Below are 21,217 nucleotides of genomic sequence, written 5' to 3'. Positions count from 1 at the left end.
ACTGCCTGCCCCTACTTGGCGGGACCGGCCTCTTCTTCTTCGCCGTATTTCTGGAACAGCTGCCCCTGCAGCATGAAGAAGGCGAACATCGCCACCGGCAGGCCGAAGGTCTTGAAATAGACCCAGGTCTCGGTGCTTTGCGTCCGCCAGATCAGCTCATTGGCCGCCGCCAGGGCGAAGAAGAACGCGCACAGCCGCCGGGTCAGGATCATCCAGCCCTCCTGCTTCAGCGGCATCAGTTCCTCCATCACCACCTTGAGCCAGCTTTGGCCGCGCATCAGGCCTAGCCCCAAGAGCCCGCCGAACAGCAGATACAGCATCGTCGGCTTCATCTTGATGAAGCGGTCGTCGTTGAACCACACCGACATGCCGCCGAACAGCACCACCAGCACCAGCGTGGCGAACTGCATCCGCGACAGGTGCCCGGTCAGTTTCCACAGCGCCAGGGTTGAGGCCGCCATCAGCGGGATGAACGCCGCGGTGATGACGATGAAGCCCTTGTATTCGCTGCCGCCGATCAGAAACACCTCATCCTTCAGCTTCAGGTAGCCGACGAAGAACAGGACAATCGGGCCCAGTTCCAGCACCATCTTCAGGGTCGGGTTGATCTTCTTTCCGGCCATGGGGCCTCCTGTCAGTTCTGCACGCGGCCTCAGCCGCCCATTTCCACTATCACGGCGCCCAGCGCGATCAAAGCCATCAGCGCGATCCGCCGCGGCCCCACGGTTTCCTTCAGCACCAGCCAGCCGATCAGCGCGGCAAACACGGTTGAGGTCTCGCGCAGCACCGCCGCCTCCCCCACCTTGTCGAGCCGGGTCGCCAGCATGATCGCCCCGAAGGAGGCAAAGGCCACCAGCCCGCCGAAGAAGCCCTTGACCATCAGCGGCCCCGGCGCCGGGGGCTCCGCCATGCCGCGCCAGCGGGCAAAGGCGATGACCGGGAACACCAGCCCGTCGATCATGAAGAACCACGCCAGGAAGGTGAAAGGATCGGTGGTCGCCCGGATGCCGAAGGCGTCATAGGTGGTGTAAAGCGCCACGAACAACCCGGTGATCACCGCCAGCATCAGCGCGATCCCCAGCGTCTCCCGCTCGGTGACCAGAAAGATGAAGTTGTAGACGGCCAGCCCGAAGATCCCGGCCAGCAGCACCGCGACGCCCAGCCACTGCGTTACCGTGAAGACCTCGCCGAACAGCCAGTAGGCGCCGATCACCGTGAACAGCGGCCCGGTGCCGCGCACCACCGGGTAGACCACCGTGTAGGCGCCTTTGGAATAGGCCAGCGCTTGGAACAGCTTGTAAAGCACATGGATCACCCAGGCGCCAAAGAAGATCAGCCACATGTGCGGCTCGGGCCAGGGCACCACAAAGAAGGCAAAAGGCGCGGCCATCACGCAGTAGGAAAAATCGATCGCGCCGCGCGACAGCCAGGGGTCATGGCGCCCCTTCTGCAGAGCCCCGAAAACCGCGTGCAGAAAGGCCGCCATCACCGCCAGATACAGCGCTGCCTGATGCCCGGCCTCGGTGCCTTCCAGGGAGATCAGCCAATCGCTCAAATCAAATGCCTTTGCGCGGGAGGAGAGCGCCGGGGGCTCTGCCCCCGGACCCACGGGATATTTTCAGCAAGAGGAAGCGGGGGTCAGGATTTCTCCAAACCGGTCAGCGCAGCGGCGAATTCTTCCGGATCGAAGGGCGCCAGGTCGTCGATCTGCTCGCCCACGCCGATGGCGTGGATCGGCAGGCCGAACTTGTCCGCCAGCGCCACCAGCACGCCGCCCTTGGCGGTGCCGTCCAGCTTGGTCATCACCAGGCCCGATACATCCGCCAACTGCTGGAAAGTGCCGACCTGGCTCAGCGCGTTCTGGCCGGTGGTGGCGTCCAGCACCAGCAGTGTGTTGTGCGGCGCGGTCTCATCCTTTTTGCGGATCACCCGGACGATCTTGGCCAGCTCCTCCATCAGGTCGGCGCGGTTCTGCAGACGGCCTGCGGTGTCGATCATCAGAAGGTCAGCACCGTCTTCCTGCGCCTTGGTCATCGCATCAAACGCCAATGACGCCGGGTCGGAACCTTCGGGCGCAGTCAGCACCGGCACCCCGGCCCGGTCGCCCCAGACCTGCAGCTGCTCCACCGCAGCGGCGCGGAAGGTGTCACCCGCGGCAATCACCACCTTTTTCCCTGCGCCCTTGAACTGGCTGGCCAGCTTGCCGATGGTGGTGGTCTTGCCGGAGCCGTTCACGCCCACCACCAGCACCACCTGCGGGCGCTTGGCATAGATCGGCAACGGCTTCGCCACCGGCTCCATGATGCGCGCGACTTCCTGCGCCAGCAGCTCCTTGATCTCGCGGCTGGAGACCTTCTTGCCCATCCGCCCTTCGGCCAGGTTGGCGGTCACACGCAACGCGGTGTCCACCCCCATATCAGCGGCGATCAGCAGCTCTTCCAGCTGCTCCAGCATGTCGTCATCCAGCGCCCGGCGCGGTTCCGCCGCAGCAGAGCGCCCCATCAGACGGCCCAGCAGGCCCGGCGACTTTTTCTCAGGTTCCGGCGCAGGGACAGGGTTGGGCGCGGCCACCGGCTGCGGCGCAGGAGCGGGCTCTGGCGAAGGCTCCGGCTCAGCAACAGGTTCGGGCTGCGGCACCGGCGCAGGTGCAGGCTGCTCAGGCGTTACCGCCGGGGACTCCGCCAGCGCCTCGACATGGGCCTCAGCTTGAGTCTCCGCAGCCTCCGCCGCACCGCTCTCCGCGCCCTCCTCGACAATCGCATCGAGCCCCTGCTCGAGCTTGGAGGAGGATTTGAACAGCCGCTCCTTGAGCTTTGAGAAAAACGCCATCTTGGTCTCCGCAAAAGGGTCTGCACCCCACCTAATGCGGATTTCGGCGGAGTGCAAAGCGCAACGCGCCGCAGAAATCAGGAAAATGCCGCCACAAAGCCCGCTTGCGCCCCCCCAATAGAGCGGCCAGACCGTATATGGCGTGATCCGGCGCAGCGCATGATCCTCCGGCAGCACAAAGGTTTCCGCCGCCAGCACCATATCCGACAGCATGAAGGCGCAGGCAGCGGCAAAGACCCACGAACCAAACGGCAGCGTCAGCGCCGCCGCCCCCATGCCAAGGATGATCGGGATGTACCCCAGCACAGCCCCCTTCAGCGCCCCGGCGCGCGGCGCCAGGATTTTCGCCATCATCAGCCCCAGCACCAGCAGACCTGCCGCGAAGGCCGCGCCGGGCATCTGCAGCAGCCGCGCCGCGTCGCTCGCCTCCCGCGTCAGGAACAGCACCGCATAGGCCAGATGCCCGGCGGCAAAGGCACCGACGCCCGCCATGAACGCCGCCTCGCCGTCTCGCGACAGGAACAGATCGCCCAGCGCGCACAGGGCCAGCGCCAGGGCCAGCAGCAAGGGCGCGTCCGCCAGCAGCGCCGCCACCGCCAGCAAAGCGACTGATGCTGTCTTCAGCACACTGCGCAGCAGTCCGGGCGGCTGCGCCGCAAGGAAAAGGTAAATCAATGCACAGCCCCCGGCCCCCGCCCAAAGCATCAGTTCCGCCGTCATCGCCTGCCACCCCTTCGTTTTCCGGCAGTCTGCCGCCTGCGGACGCGTCCGGTCAAAGATGACCCTGCGGGAGCCTGCCCGGAAACACGCAACGCTTGGAGGTGGAACCACTCCTGAGGCACAATGGCCTCATGCGCACATTGATGATTCTCCTGCTGACTGCCCTGCCCGCCCCGCTGGCGGCAGGCGAGCCGCTGAGCGCAAGCGAGTTCGACCGCTACACCCAGGGCCGCACGCTGTTCTACGGCTTCGGCGGCGCCATGTACGGGGTCGAACGCTATTTGCCGGACCGCCGGGTGATCTGGTCCTTCCTGGACGGCAAATGCCAGGAGGGCAACTGGTACGAAGAGGGTGGCCAGATCTGTTTTGTCTATGAAAACCGCGATGATCCGCAGTGCTGGACCTTCGAGCTGACGTCCCGCGGCCTGACCGCCCGGTTCGAGGACGACCCGGCCTCGACAGAGCTTTACGAGGCCGAGGATATCGGCGAGGAGATGCTGTGCTACGGCCCCGAGGTCGGCGCCTGAGGCCGCAGCAGATGACCCGCTAGAACAGCGAGCCCTGGCCGCCGCCCTCTGCTGGAGGTTTCGGCGCTTCCTTTTTCGGCGCCTGTGCCGCCCCGCCCTCCAGATCCAGCGTGCCGTCTGCAAATTCGATCTGCAGGGCGCCTGCCTTGGCGGCGGCGGCCCTGGTGGTCAGGATCTCATCGCCCGAACGCACCACCGCATAGCCGCGCTCCAGGGTCGCCTTGTAGCTGAGAATCTCCAGCTGCCGCCCGGCGGCGGTCAGGGCCTGGCGCTGGCGGTCGATGCGCGCGGCCTGCGCTGCATCCAGCCGCTGGGCCAGCCGCCCCAGCGCATCCTTCTGCGCCGCCATCTCCCGCTGGATCGGCCGCAGGCTGAGGCGTGAGGACAGGTTCTGCAGCCGGTCGCGCCGCCCCTCAACCAACTGGCGCAGGGTGGCCGGGCGCAAGCTGGCCGCGGTTTCGCTCAGATGCACCCGCCGCCGCTGCACGCCGCTGATCAGCGCACCGGGCAGCCGGTCGGAAATCCGGTCCAGCCGCTGGCGCGGGGTCTCCAGCAATGTGTCGGGCTTGGGCAGTGCGCGCGCCAGATCGTTCAGCCGCTGGCGCCGCAATTGCACCGCCTGCCCGGCCGCCCGCGTCAGCCGCGCGCCCTGGTTCTCGGACCAGGCCATCAGCTCCAGCCGCACCGGCACCGCCAGCTCAGCCGCCGCGGTCGGGGTCGGTGCCCGGCGGTCGGAAACAAAGTCGATCAGCGTGGTATCCGTCTCATGCCCGACGGCTGAGATCAGCGGGATCTGCGAGGCCGCCGCGGCACGCGCCACGATCTCCTCGTTGAAGCCCCACAGATCCTCGATCGAGCCGCCGCCGCGGGCGACGATGATCAGATCGGGCCGCGGCAGCGCGCCGCCCGGCGTCAGCCGGTTGAAGCCCTGGATGGCGCGGGCGACCTCGGGCGCGCAGTTCTGCCCCTGCACCGCCACCGGCCAGACCAGCACCTTGCGCGGGAAACGGTCGCGCAAGCGGTGCAGGATATCGCGGATCACCGCGCCCGACGGCGAGGTCACCACCCCGATGATCTGCGGCAGGTACGGCAGCGGCTTCTTGCGCTCCGGCGCAAACAGCCCCTCGGCCTCCAGCTGCTTCTTGCGCTTCTCCAGCAGCGCCATCAGCGCCCCCTGGCCGGCAACCGCCACCTCATCCACGTTCATGTTGTACTTGGACTGGGCGCCGAACGCGGTCAGGCGGCCGGTGACAACCACCTCCAGCCCTTCCTCCGGCACCACCGATAACCCGCTGATCTGCCCCTTCCAAGTGGTGCAGGCCAGCACCGAACGGTCGTCCTTGATGTCGTAGTAGAGATGGCCGGAGCGCGCCTTGAACACCCGCCCGACTTCGCCCCGCACCCGGATGCGCCCGAAACTGCCCTCCAGCGTGCGTTTCACCTCGCCGGAAATCTCGGAAACGGTGAATTCCGGGGCGTTCTGCCCGGGCTGCGGGTCGTCAAACAGGTCGGACATCGGGGGCTGCTCTCCTGCGGCCTTTGGCCGGTCTTGTTTTGAAGTCGCGCGCAGCATAGAACGCGCGGCAAGCAAGGCAAGCCCCCGGCAGGCGCCGCGGGGTCACAGGGCTCAGGCAGATCGGAGAATGCGCCAATGAACATCCTTATCCTCGGCAGCGGCGGGCGTGAACATGCACTGGCCTGGGCAGTGATGCAGAACCCCAAATGCGACAAGCTGATCGTGGCGCCGGGCAATGCCGGCATTGCCCAGATCGCCGATTGCGCATCCTTCGACATCGAGGACGGCGGCACAGTGGCGGCGTTCGCCGAGGAGAATGCCATCGACTTCGTGATCGTCGGCCCCGAGGCGCCGCTGGCCGCGGGCGTTGCCGACCGGCTGCGCGAGGCAGGTCTTCTGGTGTTCGGCCCCTCCGAGGCCGCGGCCCGGCTGGAGGCCTCCAAGAGCTTCACCAAGGAAATCTGCGACGCGGCGGGTGCCCCCACCGCAGGCTACGGCCATTTCACCGATGCCGAGGCCGCCAAGGCGCATGTGCGCAAGCACGGCGCGCCGACGGTGGTCAAGGCCGACGGTCTGGCGGCCGGCAAGGGCGTGATCATCGCCATGACCGAAGAGGAAGCCCTCGCCGCCATCGACGACATGTTCGGCGGCGCCTTCGGCGGCGCCGGCGCCGAAGTGGTGATCGAGGAATTCATGGAAGGCGAAGAGGCCTCCCTGTTCGTGCTGGTTGACGGCGAAGACGTGCTGGCGATCGGTTCCGCCCAGGACCACAAGCGGGTCGGCGAAGGCGACACCGGGCTCAACACCGGCGGCATGGGCGCCTATTCCCCGGCCCCGGTGCTGTCGGCGGAGGTCGAGGCGAAGGCGATGGAAGAAATCGTCAAGCCCACCATGAAAGTGATGGCGGAACGCGGCATGCCGTATCAGGGGGTGCTCTATGCGGGCCTGATGATCAAGGACGGCCAGCCCCGCTTGGTGGAATACAACGTCCGCTTTGGTGATCCGGAATGCCAGGTGCTGATGATGCGCCTCGGTGCCCAGGCGCTGGACCTGATGCACGCGGCGGCTGAGGGCCGCCTGGGCGAAGCGCAGGTGAACTGGGCGGACGATCACGCGATCACCGTGGTGATGGCGGCTGAAGGCTATCCTGGCTCGTATGAAAAAGGCTCCGGAATCAAGGGGCTGGACGCGCTGCCCGAGGACAGCAGCAACATGGTGTTCCATGCGGGCACCCAGGAACAGGACGGCAAGGTGCTGGCGGTTGGCGGCCGGGTGCTGAACGTCACCGCCCGCGGCGAAACCCTGCAGGAGGCCCGCGACCGCGCCTATGCGATGGTGGACGGAATCGACTGGCCGCAGGGCTTCTTCCGCCGCGACATCGGCTGGCGGGCGCTGAAGTAACCCCGGGCTTGTTGCCGGGACGGCTCCCGCCTGCTCCCGGCCAATCACAGATTGCCACTCGCAGTTGGGCGTGGCCGGGCGCTGCCGCGCCCGGCGGCCTGCGCCCCGCAGGCGCAGGCATCTTCCCCTCCTCCGGATTTGCCCGCACCGCAGCGGCGGAATATCCTGCCGGACAGGAAGGACACCCCATGACGCGCAAAACTGCCATCCGCCGGCCGCGATTGCCCTCTCCGCCTGCTGACGGGGTTACCCAATGACCGCCCCCCGCCGACTTGCACCCGATGACCCCAGCCTCGTTGATGTGCTCGACCTGATCCGGCGCAGCTTCGCCTGTATGGAGGGTCGCATCGATCCGCCCTCCTCCATGCACCTTCTGACGCTGGCCTCCCTTCAGGACCAATGCCGCAGCGGCGAGATCTGGGCGGCCGGCACACCGCCCTTGGCCTGCGTCTTCCTGACGCCCAGGCCCGATTGCCTGTATCTGGGAAAACTCGCGGTGGAGGAGGCTCAGCGCGGCACCGGGCTGGCCCGCGCATTGGTGGATCTTGCCGCGTCCCGCGCCAGGGCGCTTGGCCTGCCGGTGCTGCGGCTGCAGACCCGGATCGAGCTGACGGGCAACCGCGCCGCCTTTGCCAGGATGGGGTTCCGCAAGACCGGCGAGACCGCGCATCCGGGGTTCGACAGGCCGACTTCGGTGACCATGGAGAAGGCTGTTCCCGGCGGCCCGGCCCAAGCCTGAGCCCCGGTCCGGCCCTTCCGCATGGCAAGCAGCACAGCCGCCTTTGAGCCGCTCCAACCCGGGCGCAAACGATGGCAGAACATGCCCACCCCAAGGCCGCTTGCTGAACGCCAAGGGAAGGTTCTTTCAGGGCACCGGTAATTTTCAGGATACCGGCAAGCATTGGCCGCCCGCAGCTGAGCGCTGCAGCGGGCGGCCAACGCCGAACACACAGACTGGCTGCGGCACACAGGCTGGCTTCAGATCAATCGGCCTGCCCCGGCGGGGGCGGGATCAATGGATCTGGCCCCCGCGCGTCAGAAACCGCCCAGATCCGTCATCAGCAGAAACCGCCTGCGGAACTGGTCGAGCATGTCCGGCTCCAGGAAATCCGCCGGATGGGTGGTGCCAAAGGCGGAAAAGGCCCGGTCCTTCATCTCCACCAGCTGGCGCTCGATATCCAGCTGCCCGAAATTGGACGGCAGCGCCAAGGCGGTCTCGAACACGGTGCGCAGCGGCGGTGAGCCCATGATGTTGTACCAATGGGCGTTCTCGCTGCCGCCTTCATCCGCCACCGCCTGCAACTCACGCTCCAGCGCCAGCGCCAGCCGCATGTTGGGATCTGAATTGCCGATCTCGATCTCGAACTGGCGTGTTGTATAAAGATCGGCAATTTCCTCGGCAAAGCCGTCCGGGTAGTCCTGCGCGATCTCCCCCTTGTTGAAGGAGAAGGCATAAGCCATTGCTTTCATGTTCTTGTCATGGTGCAGATTGGCATAGGAGATTTCCGAGGACAGATCCGAATCCAGCGTCTTGATCATGACATTGAAATCGCTGTCCCGGTGGCTCAGCCCGAAAATGTCCAGCGAGGCCTCGAACAGGCTCAGGTCGAACACCAGCTCCGTCGCAGAGGACAGGCTGTCCAGCTTGTCGGTGATCTCATTGGAAAACACCTGCATCTTGCTGACATGATCCGGCCAGGTGTTCTGGAACGCCTCTGCAAAATCGTAATAGGCAATGTTTTCCGGCTGGTTCACAAAGGAGTTCGGGTCGTTCAGGTCGGACTCCAGCACCTGGCGCAAGTAGGTCTCGCCCCGGTCGCTGACGTTGAACAGGTCCAGCGCATCCGCCAGCAGCTCCGGGTTCTGCAGCAGCTCATCCGGGTCGGTCATCGCGTTGATGTCCGGATAGCCGAAACCGAATGCGCGGGAGACATTCAGATAGCGCGTGTCCTCCAGCTGGTTCACGAAAGAATCCGGATCGGTGGTGTCCGAATTCAGCACCCGGCGCAGGAAGTCCTTGCTGGTGCGTTCCAGGTCGAAGGTCTCGATCACCGCCTGCAGCAGGTCTTCATCCTCCAGCAGGTCATCGGCGCTCGCCAGCCCGTCGGTGTGCTGGTTGAATTCCGACACCAGCGCCTGGATGCTGCTGTCATACTCCGGCGGTTTGCCGAATTCGAATTGTTTGGCAAAATCGGCGAACCTGGTATCGGTCAGCTTGTTGGCAAAGGACTCCGGATCGCTGAGGTCTGATTCCAGCACCTTCTGAAGAAAGAACTGGTTGTTTTCCATCCCCTTGAGCCCGACGTTGTCCAGCGCTTTTTTCAGCAGGGTTGAGTTGGACAGCAGGTCATCCGCGGTGGAAATGCCCGCAAATTCGCTGCCGCCTTTGGCACTCGGCAGCTGCGGACCGTCCGGGCTGTTGAAGCCGAAGGTCTTTGCCAGCGCCAGATAGCGGCTGTCATTGAGGCGGTTCACAAAGGACTTGGAATCACTCAGGTCGGAATCCAGTACCTTCTGGATGAAGGCGCGGTTGTTGATGTCTTCATCCAGGCCAAAGGCGCCCAGTGTCACCTGCAGAAGGTTGTAATCGTCCAGCAACTGGTCCGAGCTTTGGATGCTGGTGATGCGCTCTTTGAAATCCTGCACCCGGCGGTCCAGAACGGGTGATTTTTCATAGACTTCCTGCTGCTGGGCCTGGGTCCGCTGCAGGAAGGTCCAGCCGGCGATACCGGTGCCGAACACATAGGGTGTAAAACTCACGCGCGTGTCTCCTGTGAAAACATGCCCCAGCCGGCGCCGCCGGGCATTTCCCCATTTGCCGCAGGCTACGCGAAGGGAGTGAAGAATTCGGAAACGCGAATGCAGAACCGCCCAAGGCCGCAGGCAAGGATCTTATGCAAGGCCGGGGCGCGCGCTCCCGCCTGTTTCAGCCCATCCGGGGGATGAGCCGGGCAGTTGGGCCGGGCGCCGCGCAAGGCGCGGCGCGGACCCGTTGCACCCGCTGTGGTCAGCGGCAGGCCAGCGCCTCTGTCAGACCTGCTCCGGGGTCGAAGACTCCAATGTCCCGGGCGGATATTTCACCCTCCCGCAGCCGCGCCGCCATGATCCGCTGCCAGCCGCCGCTGACCAGCACCAGCTCCGGCCCCTCACCGCAGTCGCGGATGCCGGAGGTGATGAAGTCCTCGCCGATGCGGTGATTGGTCAGCCCGGGCTTGCTGGCAACCTCGTGCAGCGCGCCGTCCCGGAAACGCCAGATGCGCAGGGTCTTTGCCAGATGCGGCCGGTCGACATAGGCAATCTCCGCATATCCGTCACCATCCAGATCCGCGGCGCCGATGGGCGCCAGCCAGCGGTGGCTTATGCCGATATGCGGGGTCTCGGCGATCTTTTCACCGCGCGCGTCATAAATGGCCAGCTGGGCGCCCGCTGCCACATCGGTCTCGACCACCAGCACTTCGGGATTGCCGTCGCCATCCACATCCGCCAGCCGCGGCGCGATGTCCTCAAACACATGATCCCGCGGCAGCCGGATCAGAATCTCGGATGTCTGATAGACGGCCTTGGCGGACAGCCCGTCAGCACCGCTGTTTTCAACCGTCAGCTCCAGCGCGCCGTATTCCAAATCATCGCCCAGCACCGCATGGCCATAGCGCGAGGTGGGTTCGCCGTAACGGGCCGAGACAATCCTGTCTTCAGCCGCCAGCGCAGAGGGGCCGGCCAGGGCCAGCCCCAAACACAACGCCCGCCAGACGCGGCGGGCGGAACCGGGCCGGGCGCGCATCCGCAGACGCCGCGCCGCCGGCCCGGCAGCCATCAGATTTGCTTCTCGGGCATATGCACCACCAGGCCGTCCAGCGCATCGCTCACCTTGATCTGGCAGGTCAGGCGCGAGCGGGCCGGGTCGGGCTCATAGGCGAAGTCCAGCATGTCCTCTTCCATGTCGTCCTTGGCGGGCAGCTTCTCGACCCAGTCCGGCGCGATGTAGACGTGGCAGGTCGAGCAGGCGCAGGCGCCGCCGCAATCGGCCTCGATGCCCGGAATGTTGTTGTCGCGCGCGCCTTCCATCACGGTCAGCCCGTTGGCCACATCCACAACATGTTCGGTGCCGTTGTGCTCGATGTAAGTGATCTTTGCCATTGTCAGCTCTCTTCCCTTTTCCGGTACTTGCGCGACTGTGTAGCCAAGCGCCCGCGCCGGTGCCACCCCCAATTGCGACGCCGCCCTGCCGCTGCTGGACTTTAACACCACATGTTCTATATTTGTTCACGCTCAAATATTCTCAACCCCAGGGCCGTTTTCCTCATGCCAGCCTCCGCCCCGCGCCCCTCCGCATCTCCTGTGCCCCATCCGCGAAGCGGCCAGCAAACCAGCCTGCCCTCCTGGCCGCGCCCGCCCCATTGCCTGCCCGCCGCCCGGCTGCAGGAGCCGCCGGAAAACGCCCGCATCACCGTCGCCGGGCTGGTGATCCTGCGCCAGCGCCCCGGCACCGCCAAGGGGGTGATCTTCGTCACCCTCGAGGATGAGACCGGCGTGGTCAACGTGATCGTCTGGCGCAAGATCTACGAGGCGTTCCGCCGCGCGGTGATCTCCGGGCGGATGCTGCGGGTCACCGGGCGGCTGCAGCGGGCGCATTCGGTCACCCATGTGATCGCCGAAACGGTCGAGGACATCTCGCCGATGCTCGACCTCCTGCTGGCGGATCAGCACCGCCAGGACGATCCGGCCTTTGCGCCGCCCTCCGAACTCGGCTAGGCTGCTGCCGAAGCAACGGCGCCGGCATGGACTGCGGCACCGGCATGAGGCAACCCGGGCATGACGCCACCGAGACCCCACCCCAGCCGCCGCCTGGCGCCGGCCCTGCTGCTGGCCATGCTCGCGGCGCTGCCCGCCTGCGTCCAGCCGCAACAGGGCGGCCCCGGCAGCGAAGTCTCCCGCGAAGGCCGCTATGCGCCTCCGGGTGCGCCGCCCGGCACCTGCTGGAGCAAGCACACCTCCCCCGCCGTGATTGAAACCGTCACCAGCCAGGTGCTGGCACAGCCAGCGCAGCTGGACGCCAGCGGCCGGGTGATCCGCCCCGCAACCTTCCGCACCGAGACCAGCCAGCAGATCGTGCAGCCGCGGCGGGAGCAGTGGATCGAGATCCCCTGCCCCGAAATGATGACCCCGGAGTTCATCCGCACGGTGCAGCGGGCGCTGGCGGCGCGCGGGCTCTACCGCGGCCCGGTGCACGGCCAGATGGACGCCGCCACCCGCGCGGCGGTGCAGCGCTACCAGGCGCCGCTGGGGCTGGACAGCGGCACCCTGACGCTGGCCTCCGCCCGCAGGCTGGGCCTGATTGCCGTGGCCGGCTGAACCATCCGGTTCAGCTCCCTGTTCCCAGCCGGCGAACCCTCTGCTAAGGTCCGCGCACCGGGCAACAGACACGAATGAGACGCACACCATGCTTACCACCCGCCTGCCGGACACCGGCTTTCTCTCCGGTGCCTCCGGCCCGCTGCGCCGGATGCTGGAGAGCCAGGCCACCGAGGTCCGCCTGCGCCAGGGCGAGGTGCTGTTCGAGCAGGGCGATGCAGGCGATGCGCTTTATGCGATTGCCGAAGGCGCGCTGGAGTTCTCGGTGCTCTCCGCCTCGGGCCGCAAGCTGTCGCTCGACATGATGCGCCCGGGTGCCGTGTTCGGCGAGATCACCCTGTTTGACCCCGGCGAGCGCACCGCCACCGCCATCGCCGCCGAGCCCAGCCGCGTCTTGCGGTTGCGCAGCGGCGACGTGCTGGCGCAGATCCGCGAGCACCCCGACCTCGCCGCGGACCTGTTGCGGCTGGCCGGCCAGCGGATGCGCTGGATGAACACCCAGCTCAATGAGCAGGTGTTCCTGCCGATGCCGGTGCGGCTGGCCCGCAAGCTCTTGTATCTCGCACCCGAGACCAGCGACGGCCGCGTGGCGCTGTCGCAGGCGGAACTGGCGGAATTCGTCGGCGCCACCCGCGAGGCGGTGTCCAAAACGCTCGCCGCCTGGAAACGCAGCGGCCTGGTCGGCATCAGCCGCGGCGGCGTGCAGATCCTCGACCGCAGCGAACTGGCGGTGCTGGCGGAACCGGATTCAATCTGACCCTGCTGCCGCTGCCGGAAAAGCTGCAGGTTTCCGCGACAAATTCCGCACTCTGTAATCCCGGTCACAGAACCGGCCGCCGCCGCACGCCATAAGCGGCTCATAGACGGCCATTGACCGTTCCACCCCGATGGCTGCCTGTCCAGCAAGAGCCATGTGCCCGCCAGCACATGGCTCTTCCCCTTTTTCAGCCCCTTTCCCCAGAACCGCCGCCCGGCAGCAGCCCTGGGCAAAAATTTTCAAAGGCTTCTGCCAAGGCCTCTCAATAAATCTCGGGCCGGGCTGCAAAGCAAAAGGCCGGGCATTTGCCCGGCCTTCCCCATGATTTCAGGACCATCTGCCCCGGGTCACTCCGAAAGGTTCAGCGCCACAAAGCGCGGCTCGCCGCCGCGGCGCACCAGCAGCAGAAGCGACTTGCGCCCGGCCTCCTTGGCCTCGCTGACGCGCGCCTCCAGGTCGCTGATCGTGGCCACCTTCTGCTGGCCCGCCTCGGTGATCACGTCACCGGCGCGCAGGCCCTTCTCCCAGGCCTCGGAGGTCTCATCCACCGACAGAACCGCCAGGCCTTCAACATCTCCGGCCACATTCAGCTCGGCGCGCATCTGGTCGGTCAGCACGCCGACCGACAGGCCCAGCAGCTCCTTCTCGGTGCTGCCCGGCGCCCCGCCGCTGCCGCTTTCGCTGGACGGGCCGCGCTCGGCATCCTCACGGCGGCCCAGGGTCACCCGCAGGGTTTCCGTCTTGCCCTCGCGGTAGACCACCACGCGCACGGTCTTGCCGACCTCGGCATTGCCGACCTGGCGCACCAGGCCGCGGGTGTCCTGCACATCGACGCCGTCAAAGCTGACGATCACGTCGCCGGCCAGCACGCCGCCCTCCTTGGCAGGGCCTTCAGGCACGTCGGTCACCAGCGCGCCGCGGGCTTTTTCCAGGCCCATCGCCTCAGCCAGATCCGAATCCACGTCCTGGATCTTCACACCCAGCCAGCCGCGGCGGGTCTCGCCGAACTCCTTCAGCTGCGCGACCACCTTGACCACCACGTTGGACGCCATGGAGAAACCGATGCCGATGGAGCCGCCGTTGGGCGACAGGATCGCGGTGTTCACACCCACCACATCACCGTCCATGTTGAACAGCGGCCCGCCGGAGTTGCCCCGGTTGATCGCCGCATCGGTCTGGATGTAGTCGTCATAGGAGCCCGACAGCTCGCGGTTGCGGGCCGAAACGATGCCTGCCGACACGGAGAACCCCTGCCCCAGCGGGTTGCCCATCGCCACCACCCAGTCGCCGACCCGGGCGGTGTCGCTGTCGCCGAACTTGACGTATTTCAGCGCCGCCGGCGCTTCCACCTTCAGCAGCGCGATATCGGTGTTGGGATCGGTGCCGATCACCTTTGCGGGCAGCAGCTCCTTGGGCTGGCCTTCGCCCGGAAAGAACTCGATCTCGATCTCGTCGGCGCCGTCGATCACATGGTTGTTGGTAACGATATAGCCGTCCTCGGAAATTACAAAGCCGGAGCCCAAGGCAGACGAGCGGCGCGGCCGGTTGCCATTGCCGTTGCGGTCCTGGAATTCACGGAAGAATTCCTCGAACGGCGAGCCTTCCGGCACGATGCCCTGCGGCCCGGTGCGGCCCTCCACGAGGGTGCTGGTAGTAATGTTGACGACCGCCGGGCTCACCCGCTCGGCCAGCGGTGCCAGGCTTTCGGGCCGGGCCATTGCGGATACCGCCTGCATCAGCAGGACCGCCGCGGTCAGCACCGCAAGCCAGGCCAGCCGGATCATCGCGCCGCTGCCGCCTGCCCGGCCGGAAATTGCAATTGCCTGTGGCTGCACGGATCTACTCCTTGTCATTTTCAATTCTTGGTCTCCGGCCTCTGGGTGGCGCAAACGCCGTCAGCACCGGCCATAGTCTTATGGTCCCAATGTAGGAACTTCCGCCCGGCACGCAACCAATGATGCAAGCTTTCAAGCCAGCGTGAAGACCCGCAGGCCCGCGACCTGTGCCGGAGCGGGCACCCGCTGCACTGCGCCGGTCTTTGAACCGGGCACCACCGGGTTTCCACCGTTTTTTAGGAATACCGCCCTACGGATGGACTTCCACTCCCTCACAATACCGGAGCCTTCAAATTGATGAAGACCTCTATCAAGACTGCAATCCTCTCCATCGTCGTCCTGGCTGCCGCAGTCATGTTCGCCCAGATCGGCATTGCCCGTTACACCGATGCTGTCCGAGGCAGCACACTGTCCGAAATGGACCGGATCGAATCCCTGGCCGCAACGCTTGACGATCTGGAGATTGAATTCCTGTCAGCCCGGCGGGCGGAAAAGGACTTTCTGCTGCGCCGCAATGAAATAAGCGCCGAACGCCATGCCGAAGTGATGGCAAACCTGATCTCCACTCTGGAGTCCGCCCGCACTCAGGGCGCCGCAATCCAGGGCTTCGCCGGCCATGAAAAGGAATTTGCCGCCCTCAAAACCTCGATTGACGCCTATGGCGCCGGGTTCCTGCAGCTTGCGGACAGTCACCGCCGGCTGGGGCTGGATGAGAAATCCGGCCTCCAGGGCAGCCTGCGCAGTGCAGTCCACGAAGTCGAAACCAGGCTCAAGGACATCAACCGCCCGGAGATGCAGGTCCAAATGCTGATGATGCGGCGCCATGAAAAGGATTTCCTGCTGCGCGGCGCAGACAAGTATCTCGACCGCCTGAACGCCCGCGTTTCGGAATTCCTTGAATTTCCCAGCAGTTACTACGCCGACCAGACGCAGCGTTCCGAAATCGAAGCCCTCCTGGCCACTTACCAGGGCGCCTTTCAGGCTTTCGTCGGTGAATCGCTGTCCGAAAAGCAGCTGCGCAAGGAGCTTTCCGCGAGGTTCGCCGAGGCGGAACCCGTCCTGATGTCCCTGCGCGACCAGTCCCGCGTGCTGCTGGCAGACGTTCGCGTCCAGGCAGCCCTGGTGGAGCAGTCCGCCCAGAAAACTGCCCTTGCGGCCGGCCTCGGCGGCCTCGCCCTGTTCGTCGTGATCAGCCTGAAGCTCGCTTTCGGCATTTCCCGGCCCCTGGCCCGGGCCAGCAGCGTTCTGCAAGGCCTGATGGCCGGCGATTACTCCAAGGAGCTGCCCGCCTCCCGCATTACCGAAGTCGCGTCCATCTCCAGCGCTCTGGAAGTGTTCCGCAATGACCTCAGACAGAAGGACCAGCTGATGGGCGAGGTCTCCGAGGTGATTTCGGCCTGCGGCGCCGGCGATTTTTCCAGGCGGATCAGCACCGGCGGCAGCGACAGCGGCTTTGCCGGCCTGGCCCGCGGCGTGAACCAGATCGGCGAGGCCGCGGAACGCGGTGTCGGCGATGTGATGCAGGCGCTGCGCGCCTTGTCACAGGGCGACCTCACCCACCGCATGCCAAGCGGCCACCAGGGGGTGTTCAAGGAGATTTCCGGGACGATCGACACGCTCAATGCGAACCTCCGCGCAATGGTTGGCCAGCTGACCAGCAGCAGCCGCACGCTGCTCAGCACCTCCGATGAAATCGCCGGCGCCGCAGAGGACGCCTCCCGCCGCGGCGAGCACTCCGCCGCTTCGCTGGAGGAAACCGCCGGCTCCCTTCAGACCCTGAACGAGGCGGTTCAAAGCACGGCGGAAAACGCCCGGCAGGCCAACAGCTACGTGAGCGACGCACAGCAGCAGGCGCTGTCGGCCCATGAACTGGCCAGCGAGTCGATCCGGGCGATCCGCCGGGTTGCGGACTCGTCGCAGGCCATTGCCAGGATCACCGACCTGATCGACGACATCGCCTTCCAGACCAATCTGCTGGCCTTGAACGCAGGTGTCGAGGCCGCCCGCGCAGGCGAAGCCGGGCGCGGTTTTGCCGTCGTCGCTTCCGAGGTCCGCAATCTTGCCCAACGGTCCGCCGGCGCGGCCGGGGAAATCAATGAGCTGATCAAGAACAGCGGCCGCGAAGTCGACACCGGCGTCGGCCTTGTGGAACAGACCGGGGAGGCACTGGCGGTTATCCAGAACGTTGTCGATCAGATCGTCGGCAAGGTGCGGGAAATCTCCGATGCCGCCACCGGCCAGGCCGGCAGCCTCACCGAAGTGAACGCCGCCATCACCGCCTTGGACCGGAATGCGCAGCAGAACGCCGCCATGCTGGAGGAAACCGCCGCCGCAAGCCAGCTGCTGCGCCGCGAAGCAGGCAGCCTGGTTCAGGCCGTCGGCGGCTTCACGGTTGAGCCCGCCGACAGCTGGCAAGCGCTGGTGGCTGGCGAAACCGCTCTGCCTTCCGCAGCCTGACCATCTGCCGGCACTCAAAAAAAACAGCGCGGGCTGGCTTCAGCCCGCGCTTTTCTGTTTCCCAAGGGCCGCCGCGACCGGGCCGTCAGAACCCCAGCCGGAACGCCAGCCAAACCAGGATCAGCCCCAGCACCAGTGCCGCCAGCCCCGCATTGCGGCGCTGCTCCTCACTCAGGGTGCGCAGCATTTCCAGCAGCCGCTCCACAAGCGAAGGGGCCAGTGCGTACACCAGCCCCTCTGCAATCAGCACCAGCCCGAGGGCCAGGAAGATGAACCCCATTACTGGGTTGCCGCCTTGCCGCCCGAGGACTTCAGGTAGTTGAAGAACTCGTTGTCCGGCGACAGCACCAGCGAGGAATTCCCGGCCAGCAGCGAATTCGCATAGGCGTTCAGCGAACGGTAGAACTCGAAGAACTCCGCATCGCGGCCATAGGCAGAGGCAAAGATCGCGTTGCGCTCGGCGTCCGCTTCACCGCGGATCACCTCGGCTTCGCGCTCGGCTTCCGACACCAGCTCGACCTCGGTCCGGTCCGCCTGGGCGCGGACGCGCTGCGCCGCCTCTTCACCGCGGGCGATCTCGTCCGCCGCTTCCCGCTCGCGCTCGGCGCGCATCCGGGCAAAGGTGGCTTCCAGGTTGGCCTGCGGCAGGTCGGTGCGCTTCAGCCGCACGTCGATCACCTCCAGCCCCAGCTGGCGGGCCTGGGCGATCGCGCCGTTGCGGATTCGCAGCATCAGCGCAAATCGGTCCGAGGACAGGATGTCGTTGGAGCTCACGGAGCCCAGCACCTCGCGGGTCTGCGCCCGCATGATCTTGTCCAGCCGCAGCTCGGCACCGCCGATGCCGCCGCCGCCGACCGCCTGGCGGAAGGTTTCCACATCGGCAATCCGGTAGCGCGAGAACGCATCCACGATCAGGCGGCGGTCATCCAGCGGCGTGACCTCCAGCGGGCCGACTTCCAGGCTCAGGATGCGGTCGTCATAGCGCACCACATTGTCGATAACCGGCAGCTTGAACGCCAGCCCAGGGGTCTCCTTGACATCGACCACCCGGCCAAAGCGCAGCACCAGCGCCTTTTCACGCTCGTCCACGATGAAGATCGACGACAGCGCCGCAATGCCCAGAACCACCAGGACGGGCAGAAGAAGAGTAGATTTCCGCATCAGTTGCCCTCCTGCGGCTTGCGCAGCTCATTGAGCGGCAGATAGGGCACGACGCCCTGGCCTTCGCCGCCTGCAGTGTCATCCAGGATGATCTTGTCGACCCGGCCCAGGACCTCTTCCATGGTTTCCAGGTACAGGCGCTTGCGGGTCACTTCCGGCGCTTTCTGGTATTCTTCCAGAACCGCGGTGAAGCGGCTGGCCTCACCCTGGGCCTCGTTCACCACCTGGGCACGGTAGGCCTCGGCCTCTTCCAGCGTCTGCGCCGCCTGGCCGCGGGCGCCAGCCAGCTTGCGGTTGGCATAGGCGTCAGCCTGCTTTTCCAGCCGGTCGCGTTCCTGGCCAGCGGACTGCACTTCGCGGAAGGCATCCTTCACCGGCTCCGGCGGGTCGGCGCCGTCAAAGTTCACCCGCACGATGTTCACGCCGCTGTCATAGCTGTCCAGCGTGTCCTGGATCAGCTCTTCCAAACGGGCGGTGATGGCGCCGCGGTCGCGGTTCAGGATCGGTGCCAGCTCGGACTGGGCGATGATCTCGCGCATCGCCGATTCCGACACCGCATTGATGGTCGAGCGCGGATCGCGCAGGTTGAACAGGAACCGCGCCGGATCGGAGATGTTCCACACCACCTGGAAATCCACGTCGATGATGTTCTCGTCCCCGGTCAGCATCAGCCCGGCGTCAGAGCCGCGGGCGCCGGAGCCGATGTTCTCGGTCTGCTCCACCCGCACCGGAATCACCTCCTTGGTGACCAGCGGCCAGGGCGCAAAGTTCAGGCCCGGCTGGCCGGTCGCAGAATATTCGCCCAGGAACAGCTCCACCGACTGCTCTTCCGGCTTGACGGTATAGACGCTGGCAAAGCCCCACAGCACCACGCCGGCGATGACCGCCAGCCCCAGGGTGCCCTTGGTGAACAGCGGCGCACCGCCGCCGGCGCCGCCGCCGCGCCCGCCGGAGCCGCCGCGCCCGCCCATCAGCACGCGCAGCTGTTCCTGGCCTTTCTTCACCAGCTCATCGATTTCCGGGATCTGGGGATCCTCCGGCTTGCGGCCGCCGCCGCCTCCGCCGTTGTTGCCCCGGTTGCCTCCTCCGCCGCCGGAGGAGCCACCGCCCCCCCATGGGCCACCGCTATTGCCCGCCATTTGTCTCCTATCCGTTTGCTGCCGCCCATCCCTTCTTCAGGAAGGGCCGCATGTGAGGTCTGTTGTTGCCGGTTTGCCCGTTCAGGCCGAGCGCACCGGAGTCTTCAGTGTCACCAACTCTTCCGACATTGTCGGGTGCACCGCAACCGTACGGTCGAAATCTTCTTTGGTTGCACCCATTTTTACGGCAATCCCGGCCAGCTGGATCATCTCGCCCGCGCCGGGTGCGACGATATGGCAGCCCAGCACCTTGCGGGTCTGCTTCGAAACGATCAGCTTCATCAGCACCCGCTGCGCCCGGCCTGCAAAGGCCTGCTGCATCGGTTTGAACGAGGTCGCATAGACCTCGATCGGCTCCTGCTCGCGCGCCTCTTCCTCGCTCAACCCGATGGTGCCCATCTCCGGCTGGGTGAAAATCGCGGTCGGGATCAGCTCATGGTCGGGGCTGGTGGGATTCCCTTTGAACACGGTCTCGACAAAGGCCATCGCCTCGCGGATCGCCACCGGCGTCAGCGCCACCCGGTTGGTCACATCGCCGATCGCATAGACCGACGGCACTGAGGTCTGGCTGAACTCATCCACGATGATCTCGCCATTGCGGCCGCGCTCCACGCCGAGCTCCTCAAGACCAAGGTTGTCAGCGTTGGGGTGGCGCCCGGTGGCATACATCACCTTGTCGAACAGCCGCTCCTGGCCGTTGGTGGACTTGACCCGGATCTTGTCGCCTTCCTTGCGCATCTCCAGCACATTGGTGCCCAGATGCACGTCAATGCCCGCCTGGCACATCTCCTCGGAAATCAGCCCGCGCGCCTCGTCGTCGAAACCGCGCAGGATCTGCGCCCCGCGGTAGAACTGGGTGGTGTTGACGCCCAAGCCGTTCATGATGCCCGCGAACTCGCTGGCGATATAGCCGCCGCCGACAATCAGCAGGCTTTCCGGCAGCTTGTCCAGGTGGAACATCTCGTTCGAGGTGATCGCCAGTTCCGAACCCGGGAATTCCGGCACCGTCGGCCAGCCGCCGGTGGCGATCAGGATATGCTTGGCGGTCTTGCGGGTGCCGTCGGCCAGCTCCACCGTATGGGCATCGGCCAGTTTGGCACGGCTGTCGAAGCTCTCGACGCCGTTGTTCTTCAGGATGTTGCGGTAGATGCCTTCCAGCCGGTCCAGCTCGCCATGCAGCTTGCCCTTGAAGGCATCCCAGTCAAAGCCGCCCGCCTTGATGTCCCAGCCATAAGCCTGCGCGTCCTCGACCATGCCCGAATACTCCGATGCGAACACCATCAGCTTCTTCGGCACGCAGCCGCGGATCACGCAGGTGCCGCCGTACCGGTCCTCTTCGGCCAGCGCCACCTTGGCGCCTTCCTGCGCCGCCACGCGCGCTGCCCGCACCCCGCCGGAGCCGCCGCCGATGACAAACAGATCGTAATCAAAGCTCATGAAGTTCTGCCCTTTGCATTTCTTGATCAGGTGTATCCCATAACGGGCCACCAAACGCCATATGCCCAAGTGGGCGTTCCAGCGCC

At 65.8% G+C, this 21,217-nt stretch carries 19 protein-coding genes and 1 pseudogene; 7 read left to right on the top strand and 13 right to left on the bottom strand.

Annotation, left to right across the window (positions count from 1 at the left end; all coding sequences use genetic code 11):
• Positions 1-11: 11 nt before the first annotated feature.
• The 4 genes and pseudogenes from GKC28_RS09075 to GKC28_RS26355 form a co-directional block, all read right to left on the bottom strand.
• Positions 12-623, bottom strand: a complete 612-nt coding sequence (locus GKC28_RS09075; RefSeq protein WP_174146582.1) for an inner membrane-spanning protein YciB — start codon at positions 621-623, stop codon at positions 12-14.
• 29 nt (positions 624-652) lie between these two features.
• Positions 653-1,555 carry a DMT family transporter gene (locus GKC28_RS09070; RefSeq protein WP_174146581.1) on the bottom strand — a complete coding sequence of 301 codons (903 nt, stop codon included), beginning with the start codon at positions 1,553-1,555 and terminating at the stop codon, positions 653-655.
• An 83-nt stretch (positions 1,556-1,638) separates the two neighbouring features.
• Positions 1,639-2,829, bottom strand: a complete 1,191-nt coding sequence (ftsY, locus tag GKC28_RS26360) for a signal recognition particle-docking protein FtsY (protein WP_174146621.1) — start codon at positions 2,827-2,829, stop codon at positions 1,639-1,641.
• A 111-nt stretch (positions 2,830-2,940) separates the two neighbouring features.
• Positions 2,941-3,534 (bottom strand): annotated as a pseudogene (locus GKC28_RS26355) (lysoplasmalogenase family protein); the annotation flags it as partial.
• Positions 3,535-3,680: 146 nt separating this feature from the next.
• Here GKC28_RS26355 and GKC28_RS09055 point away from each other — a divergent pair.
• Positions 3,681-4,076 carry a hypothetical protein gene (locus tag GKC28_RS09055; RefSeq protein ID WP_174146580.1) on the top strand — a complete coding sequence of 132 codons (396 nt, stop codon included), beginning with the start codon at positions 3,681-3,683 and terminating at the stop codon, positions 4,074-4,076.
• Positions 4,077-4,095: 19 nt separating this feature from the next.
• Here GKC28_RS09055 and xseA read toward each other — a convergent pair whose 3' ends face one another.
• Complete coding sequence (gene xseA, locus GKC28_RS09050; RefSeq protein WP_174146579.1) at positions 4,096-5,592, bottom strand: exodeoxyribonuclease VII large subunit; 1,497 nt, start codon at positions 5,590-5,592, stop codon at positions 4,096-4,098.
• A gap of 135 nt (positions 5,593-5,727) precedes the next feature.
• Here xseA and purD point away from each other — a divergent pair, with 135 nt between their 5' ends.
• Together purD and GKC28_RS09040 are read left to right on the top strand one after the other, a co-directional pair.
• Entirely contained in the window at positions 5,728-6,993 is a 1,266-nt protein-coding gene (gene purD / locus GKC28_RS09045) for a phosphoribosylamine--glycine ligase (RefSeq protein ID WP_174146578.1), read from the top strand.
• Positions 6,994-7,246: 253 nt separating this feature from the next.
• Entirely contained in the window at positions 7,247-7,732 is a 486-nt protein-coding gene (locus GKC28_RS09040) for an N-acetyltransferase (RefSeq protein ID WP_174146577.1), read from the top strand.
• A gap of 296 nt (positions 7,733-8,028) precedes the next feature.
• Here the strand turns inward: GKC28_RS09040 and GKC28_RS09035 are convergent, their stop codons facing one another.
• From GKC28_RS09035 to GKC28_RS09025, 3 genes are all read right to left on the bottom strand, one after another.
• A complete protein-coding gene (locus GKC28_RS09035; protein ID WP_174146576.1) occupies positions 8,029-9,753 on the bottom strand; it encodes a DUF1217 domain-containing protein in 1,725 nt (574 codons plus the stop codon).
• A 247-nt stretch (positions 9,754-10,000) separates the two neighbouring features.
• Positions 10,001-10,807 (bottom strand): VCBS repeat-containing protein, encoded by an 807-nt coding sequence (locus tag GKC28_RS09030; RefSeq protein ID WP_174146575.1) that lies wholly within the window; start codon positions 10,805-10,807, stop codon positions 10,001-10,003.
• Positions 10,807-11,130: a 2Fe-2S iron-sulfur cluster-binding protein gene (locus GKC28_RS09025; RefSeq protein ID WP_039167587.1), complete on the bottom strand. Its 324-nt coding sequence runs from the start codon at positions 11,128-11,130 to the stop codon at positions 10,807-10,809. Before GKC28_RS09025 ends, GKC28_RS09030 begins: the two co-directional genes overlap by 1 nt.
• Before the next feature lie 201 nt (positions 11,131-11,331).
• Between GKC28_RS09025 and GKC28_RS09020 the strand changes: the two genes are divergently transcribed.
• The 3 genes from GKC28_RS09020 to GKC28_RS09010 all read left to right on the top strand — a co-directional run bounded on the left by GKC28_RS09020 (position 11,332) and on the right by GKC28_RS09010 (position 13,102).
• On the top strand, positions 11,332-11,745 hold the full coding sequence (locus GKC28_RS09020; RefSeq protein ID WP_174146574.1) for an OB-fold nucleic acid binding domain-containing protein: 414 nt from the start codon (positions 11,332-11,334) through the stop codon (positions 11,743-11,745).
• Positions 11,746-11,805: 60 nt separating this feature from the next.
• A complete protein-coding gene (locus tag GKC28_RS09015) occupies positions 11,806-12,345 on the top strand; it encodes a peptidoglycan-binding domain-containing protein (protein WP_174146573.1) in 540 nt (179 codons plus the stop codon).
• Between the two features lie 88 nt (positions 12,346-12,433).
• Positions 12,434-13,102, top strand: coding sequence for a Crp/Fnr family transcriptional regulator (locus GKC28_RS09010; protein WP_174146572.1), 669 nt, complete (start codon positions 12,434-12,436; stop codon positions 13,100-13,102).
• A 347-nt stretch (positions 13,103-13,449) separates the two neighbouring features.
• On the opposite strand, the gene GKC28_RS09005 is transcribed toward GKC28_RS09010, so the two are convergent.
• Positions 13,450-14,886, bottom strand: coding sequence for a Do family serine endopeptidase (locus tag GKC28_RS09005; RefSeq protein ID WP_217434028.1), 1,437 nt, complete (start codon positions 14,884-14,886; stop codon positions 13,450-13,452).
• A gap of 348 nt (positions 14,887-15,234) precedes the next feature.
• On the opposite strand from GKC28_RS09005, the gene GKC28_RS09000 reads away from it, so the two are divergent.
• Positions 15,235-17,394, top strand: coding sequence for a methyl-accepting chemotaxis protein (locus GKC28_RS09000; RefSeq protein ID WP_174146570.1), 2,160 nt, complete (start codon positions 15,235-15,237; stop codon positions 17,392-17,394).
• 85 nt (positions 17,395-17,479) lie between these two features.
• On the opposite strand, the gene GKC28_RS08995 is transcribed toward GKC28_RS09000, so the two are convergent.
• The 4 genes from GKC28_RS08995 to gor form a co-directional block, all read right to left on the bottom strand.
• On the bottom strand, positions 17,480-17,674 hold the full coding sequence (locus GKC28_RS08995) for a DUF2065 domain-containing protein (protein WP_174146569.1): 195 nt from the start codon (positions 17,672-17,674) through the stop codon (positions 17,480-17,482).
• Positions 17,674-18,555: a protease modulator HflC gene (gene hflC / locus GKC28_RS08990; protein ID WP_174146568.1), complete on the bottom strand. Its 882-nt coding sequence runs from the start codon at positions 18,553-18,555 to the stop codon at positions 17,674-17,676. The genes GKC28_RS08995 and hflC overlap by 1 nt, the downstream gene beginning before the upstream one ends.
• Positions 18,555-19,694 (bottom strand): FtsH protease activity modulator HflK, encoded by a 1,140-nt coding sequence (gene hflK, locus GKC28_RS08985; protein ID WP_174146567.1) that lies wholly within the window; start codon positions 19,692-19,694, stop codon positions 18,555-18,557. The genes hflC and hflK overlap by 1 nt, the downstream gene beginning before the upstream one ends.
• 81 nt (positions 19,695-19,775) lie before the next feature.
• Positions 19,776-21,131, bottom strand: coding sequence for a glutathione-disulfide reductase (gene gor, locus GKC28_RS08980; protein ID WP_174146566.1), 1,356 nt, complete (start codon positions 21,129-21,131; stop codon positions 19,776-19,778).
• Between the last annotated feature and the right edge of the window lie 86 nt (positions 21,132-21,217).

The sequence above is a fragment of the Leisingera sp. ANG59 genome (genome assembly GCF_013317235.1).
Taxonomy (GTDB): domain Bacteria; phylum Pseudomonadota; class Alphaproteobacteria; order Rhodobacterales; family Rhodobacteraceae; genus Leisingera.
Note: the sequence above shows the minus strand (reverse complement) of the source record. Positions and strands in the feature narration are given on the sequence as shown.

What these genes read in the sequence shown, in the direction of transcription:
- GKC28_RS09075 (WP_174146582.1), bottom strand. Translation starts at nt 623, where the DNA reads ATGGCCGGAAAGAAGATCAACCCGACCCTGAAGATGGTGCTGGAACTG.
- ftsY (WP_174146621.1), bottom strand. Translation starts at nt 2,829, where the DNA reads ATGGCGTTTTTCTCAAAGCTCAAGGAGCGGCTGTTCAAATCCTCCTCC.
- GKC28_RS09055 (WP_174146580.1), top strand. Translation starts at nt 3,681, where the DNA reads ATGCGCACATTGATGATTCTCCTGCTGACTGCCCTGCCCGCCCCGCTG.
- xseA (WP_174146579.1), bottom strand. Translation starts at nt 5,592, where the DNA reads ATGTCCGACCTGTTTGACGACCCGCAGCCCGGGCAGAACGCCCCGGAA.
- purD (WP_174146578.1), top strand. Translation starts at nt 5,728, where the DNA reads ATGAACATCCTTATCCTCGGCAGCGGCGGGCGTGAACATGCACTGGCC.
- GKC28_RS09040 (WP_174146577.1), top strand. Translation starts at nt 7,247, where the DNA reads ATGACCGCCCCCCGCCGACTTGCACCCGATGACCCCAGCCTCGTTGAT.
- GKC28_RS09030 (WP_174146575.1), bottom strand. Translation starts at nt 10,807, where the DNA reads ATGGCTGCCGGGCCGGCGGCGCGGCGTCTGCGGATGCGCGCCCGGCCC.
- GKC28_RS09025 (WP_039167587.1), bottom strand. Translation starts at nt 11,130, where the DNA reads ATGGCAAAGATCACTTACATCGAGCACAACGGCACCGAACATGTTGTG.
- GKC28_RS09015 (WP_174146573.1), top strand. Translation starts at nt 11,806, where the DNA reads ATGACGCCACCGAGACCCCACCCCAGCCGCCGCCTGGCGCCGGCCCTG.
- GKC28_RS09010 (WP_174146572.1), top strand. Translation starts at nt 12,434, where the DNA reads ATGCTTACCACCCGCCTGCCGGACACCGGCTTTCTCTCCGGTGCCTCC.
- GKC28_RS09005 (WP_217434028.1), bottom strand. Translation starts at nt 14,886, where the DNA reads ATGATCCGGCTGGCCTGGCTTGCGGTGCTGACCGCGGCGGTCCTGCTG.
- GKC28_RS09000 (WP_174146570.1), top strand. Translation starts at nt 15,235, where the DNA reads ATGAAGACCTCTATCAAGACTGCAATCCTCTCCATCGTCGTCCTGGCT.
- GKC28_RS08995 (WP_174146569.1), bottom strand. Translation starts at nt 17,674, where the DNA reads ATGGGGTTCATCTTCCTGGCCCTCGGGCTGGTGCTGATTGCAGAGGGG.
- hflC (WP_174146568.1), bottom strand. Translation starts at nt 18,555, where the DNA reads ATGCGGAAATCTACTCTTCTTCTGCCCGTCCTGGTGGTTCTGGGCATT.
- hflK (WP_174146567.1), bottom strand. Translation starts at nt 19,694, where the DNA reads ATGGCGGGCAATAGCGGTGGCCCATGGGGGGGCGGTGGCTCCTCCGGC.
- gor (WP_174146566.1), bottom strand. Translation starts at nt 21,131, where the DNA reads ATGAGCTTTGATTACGATCTGTTTGTCATCGGCGGCGGCTCCGGCGGG.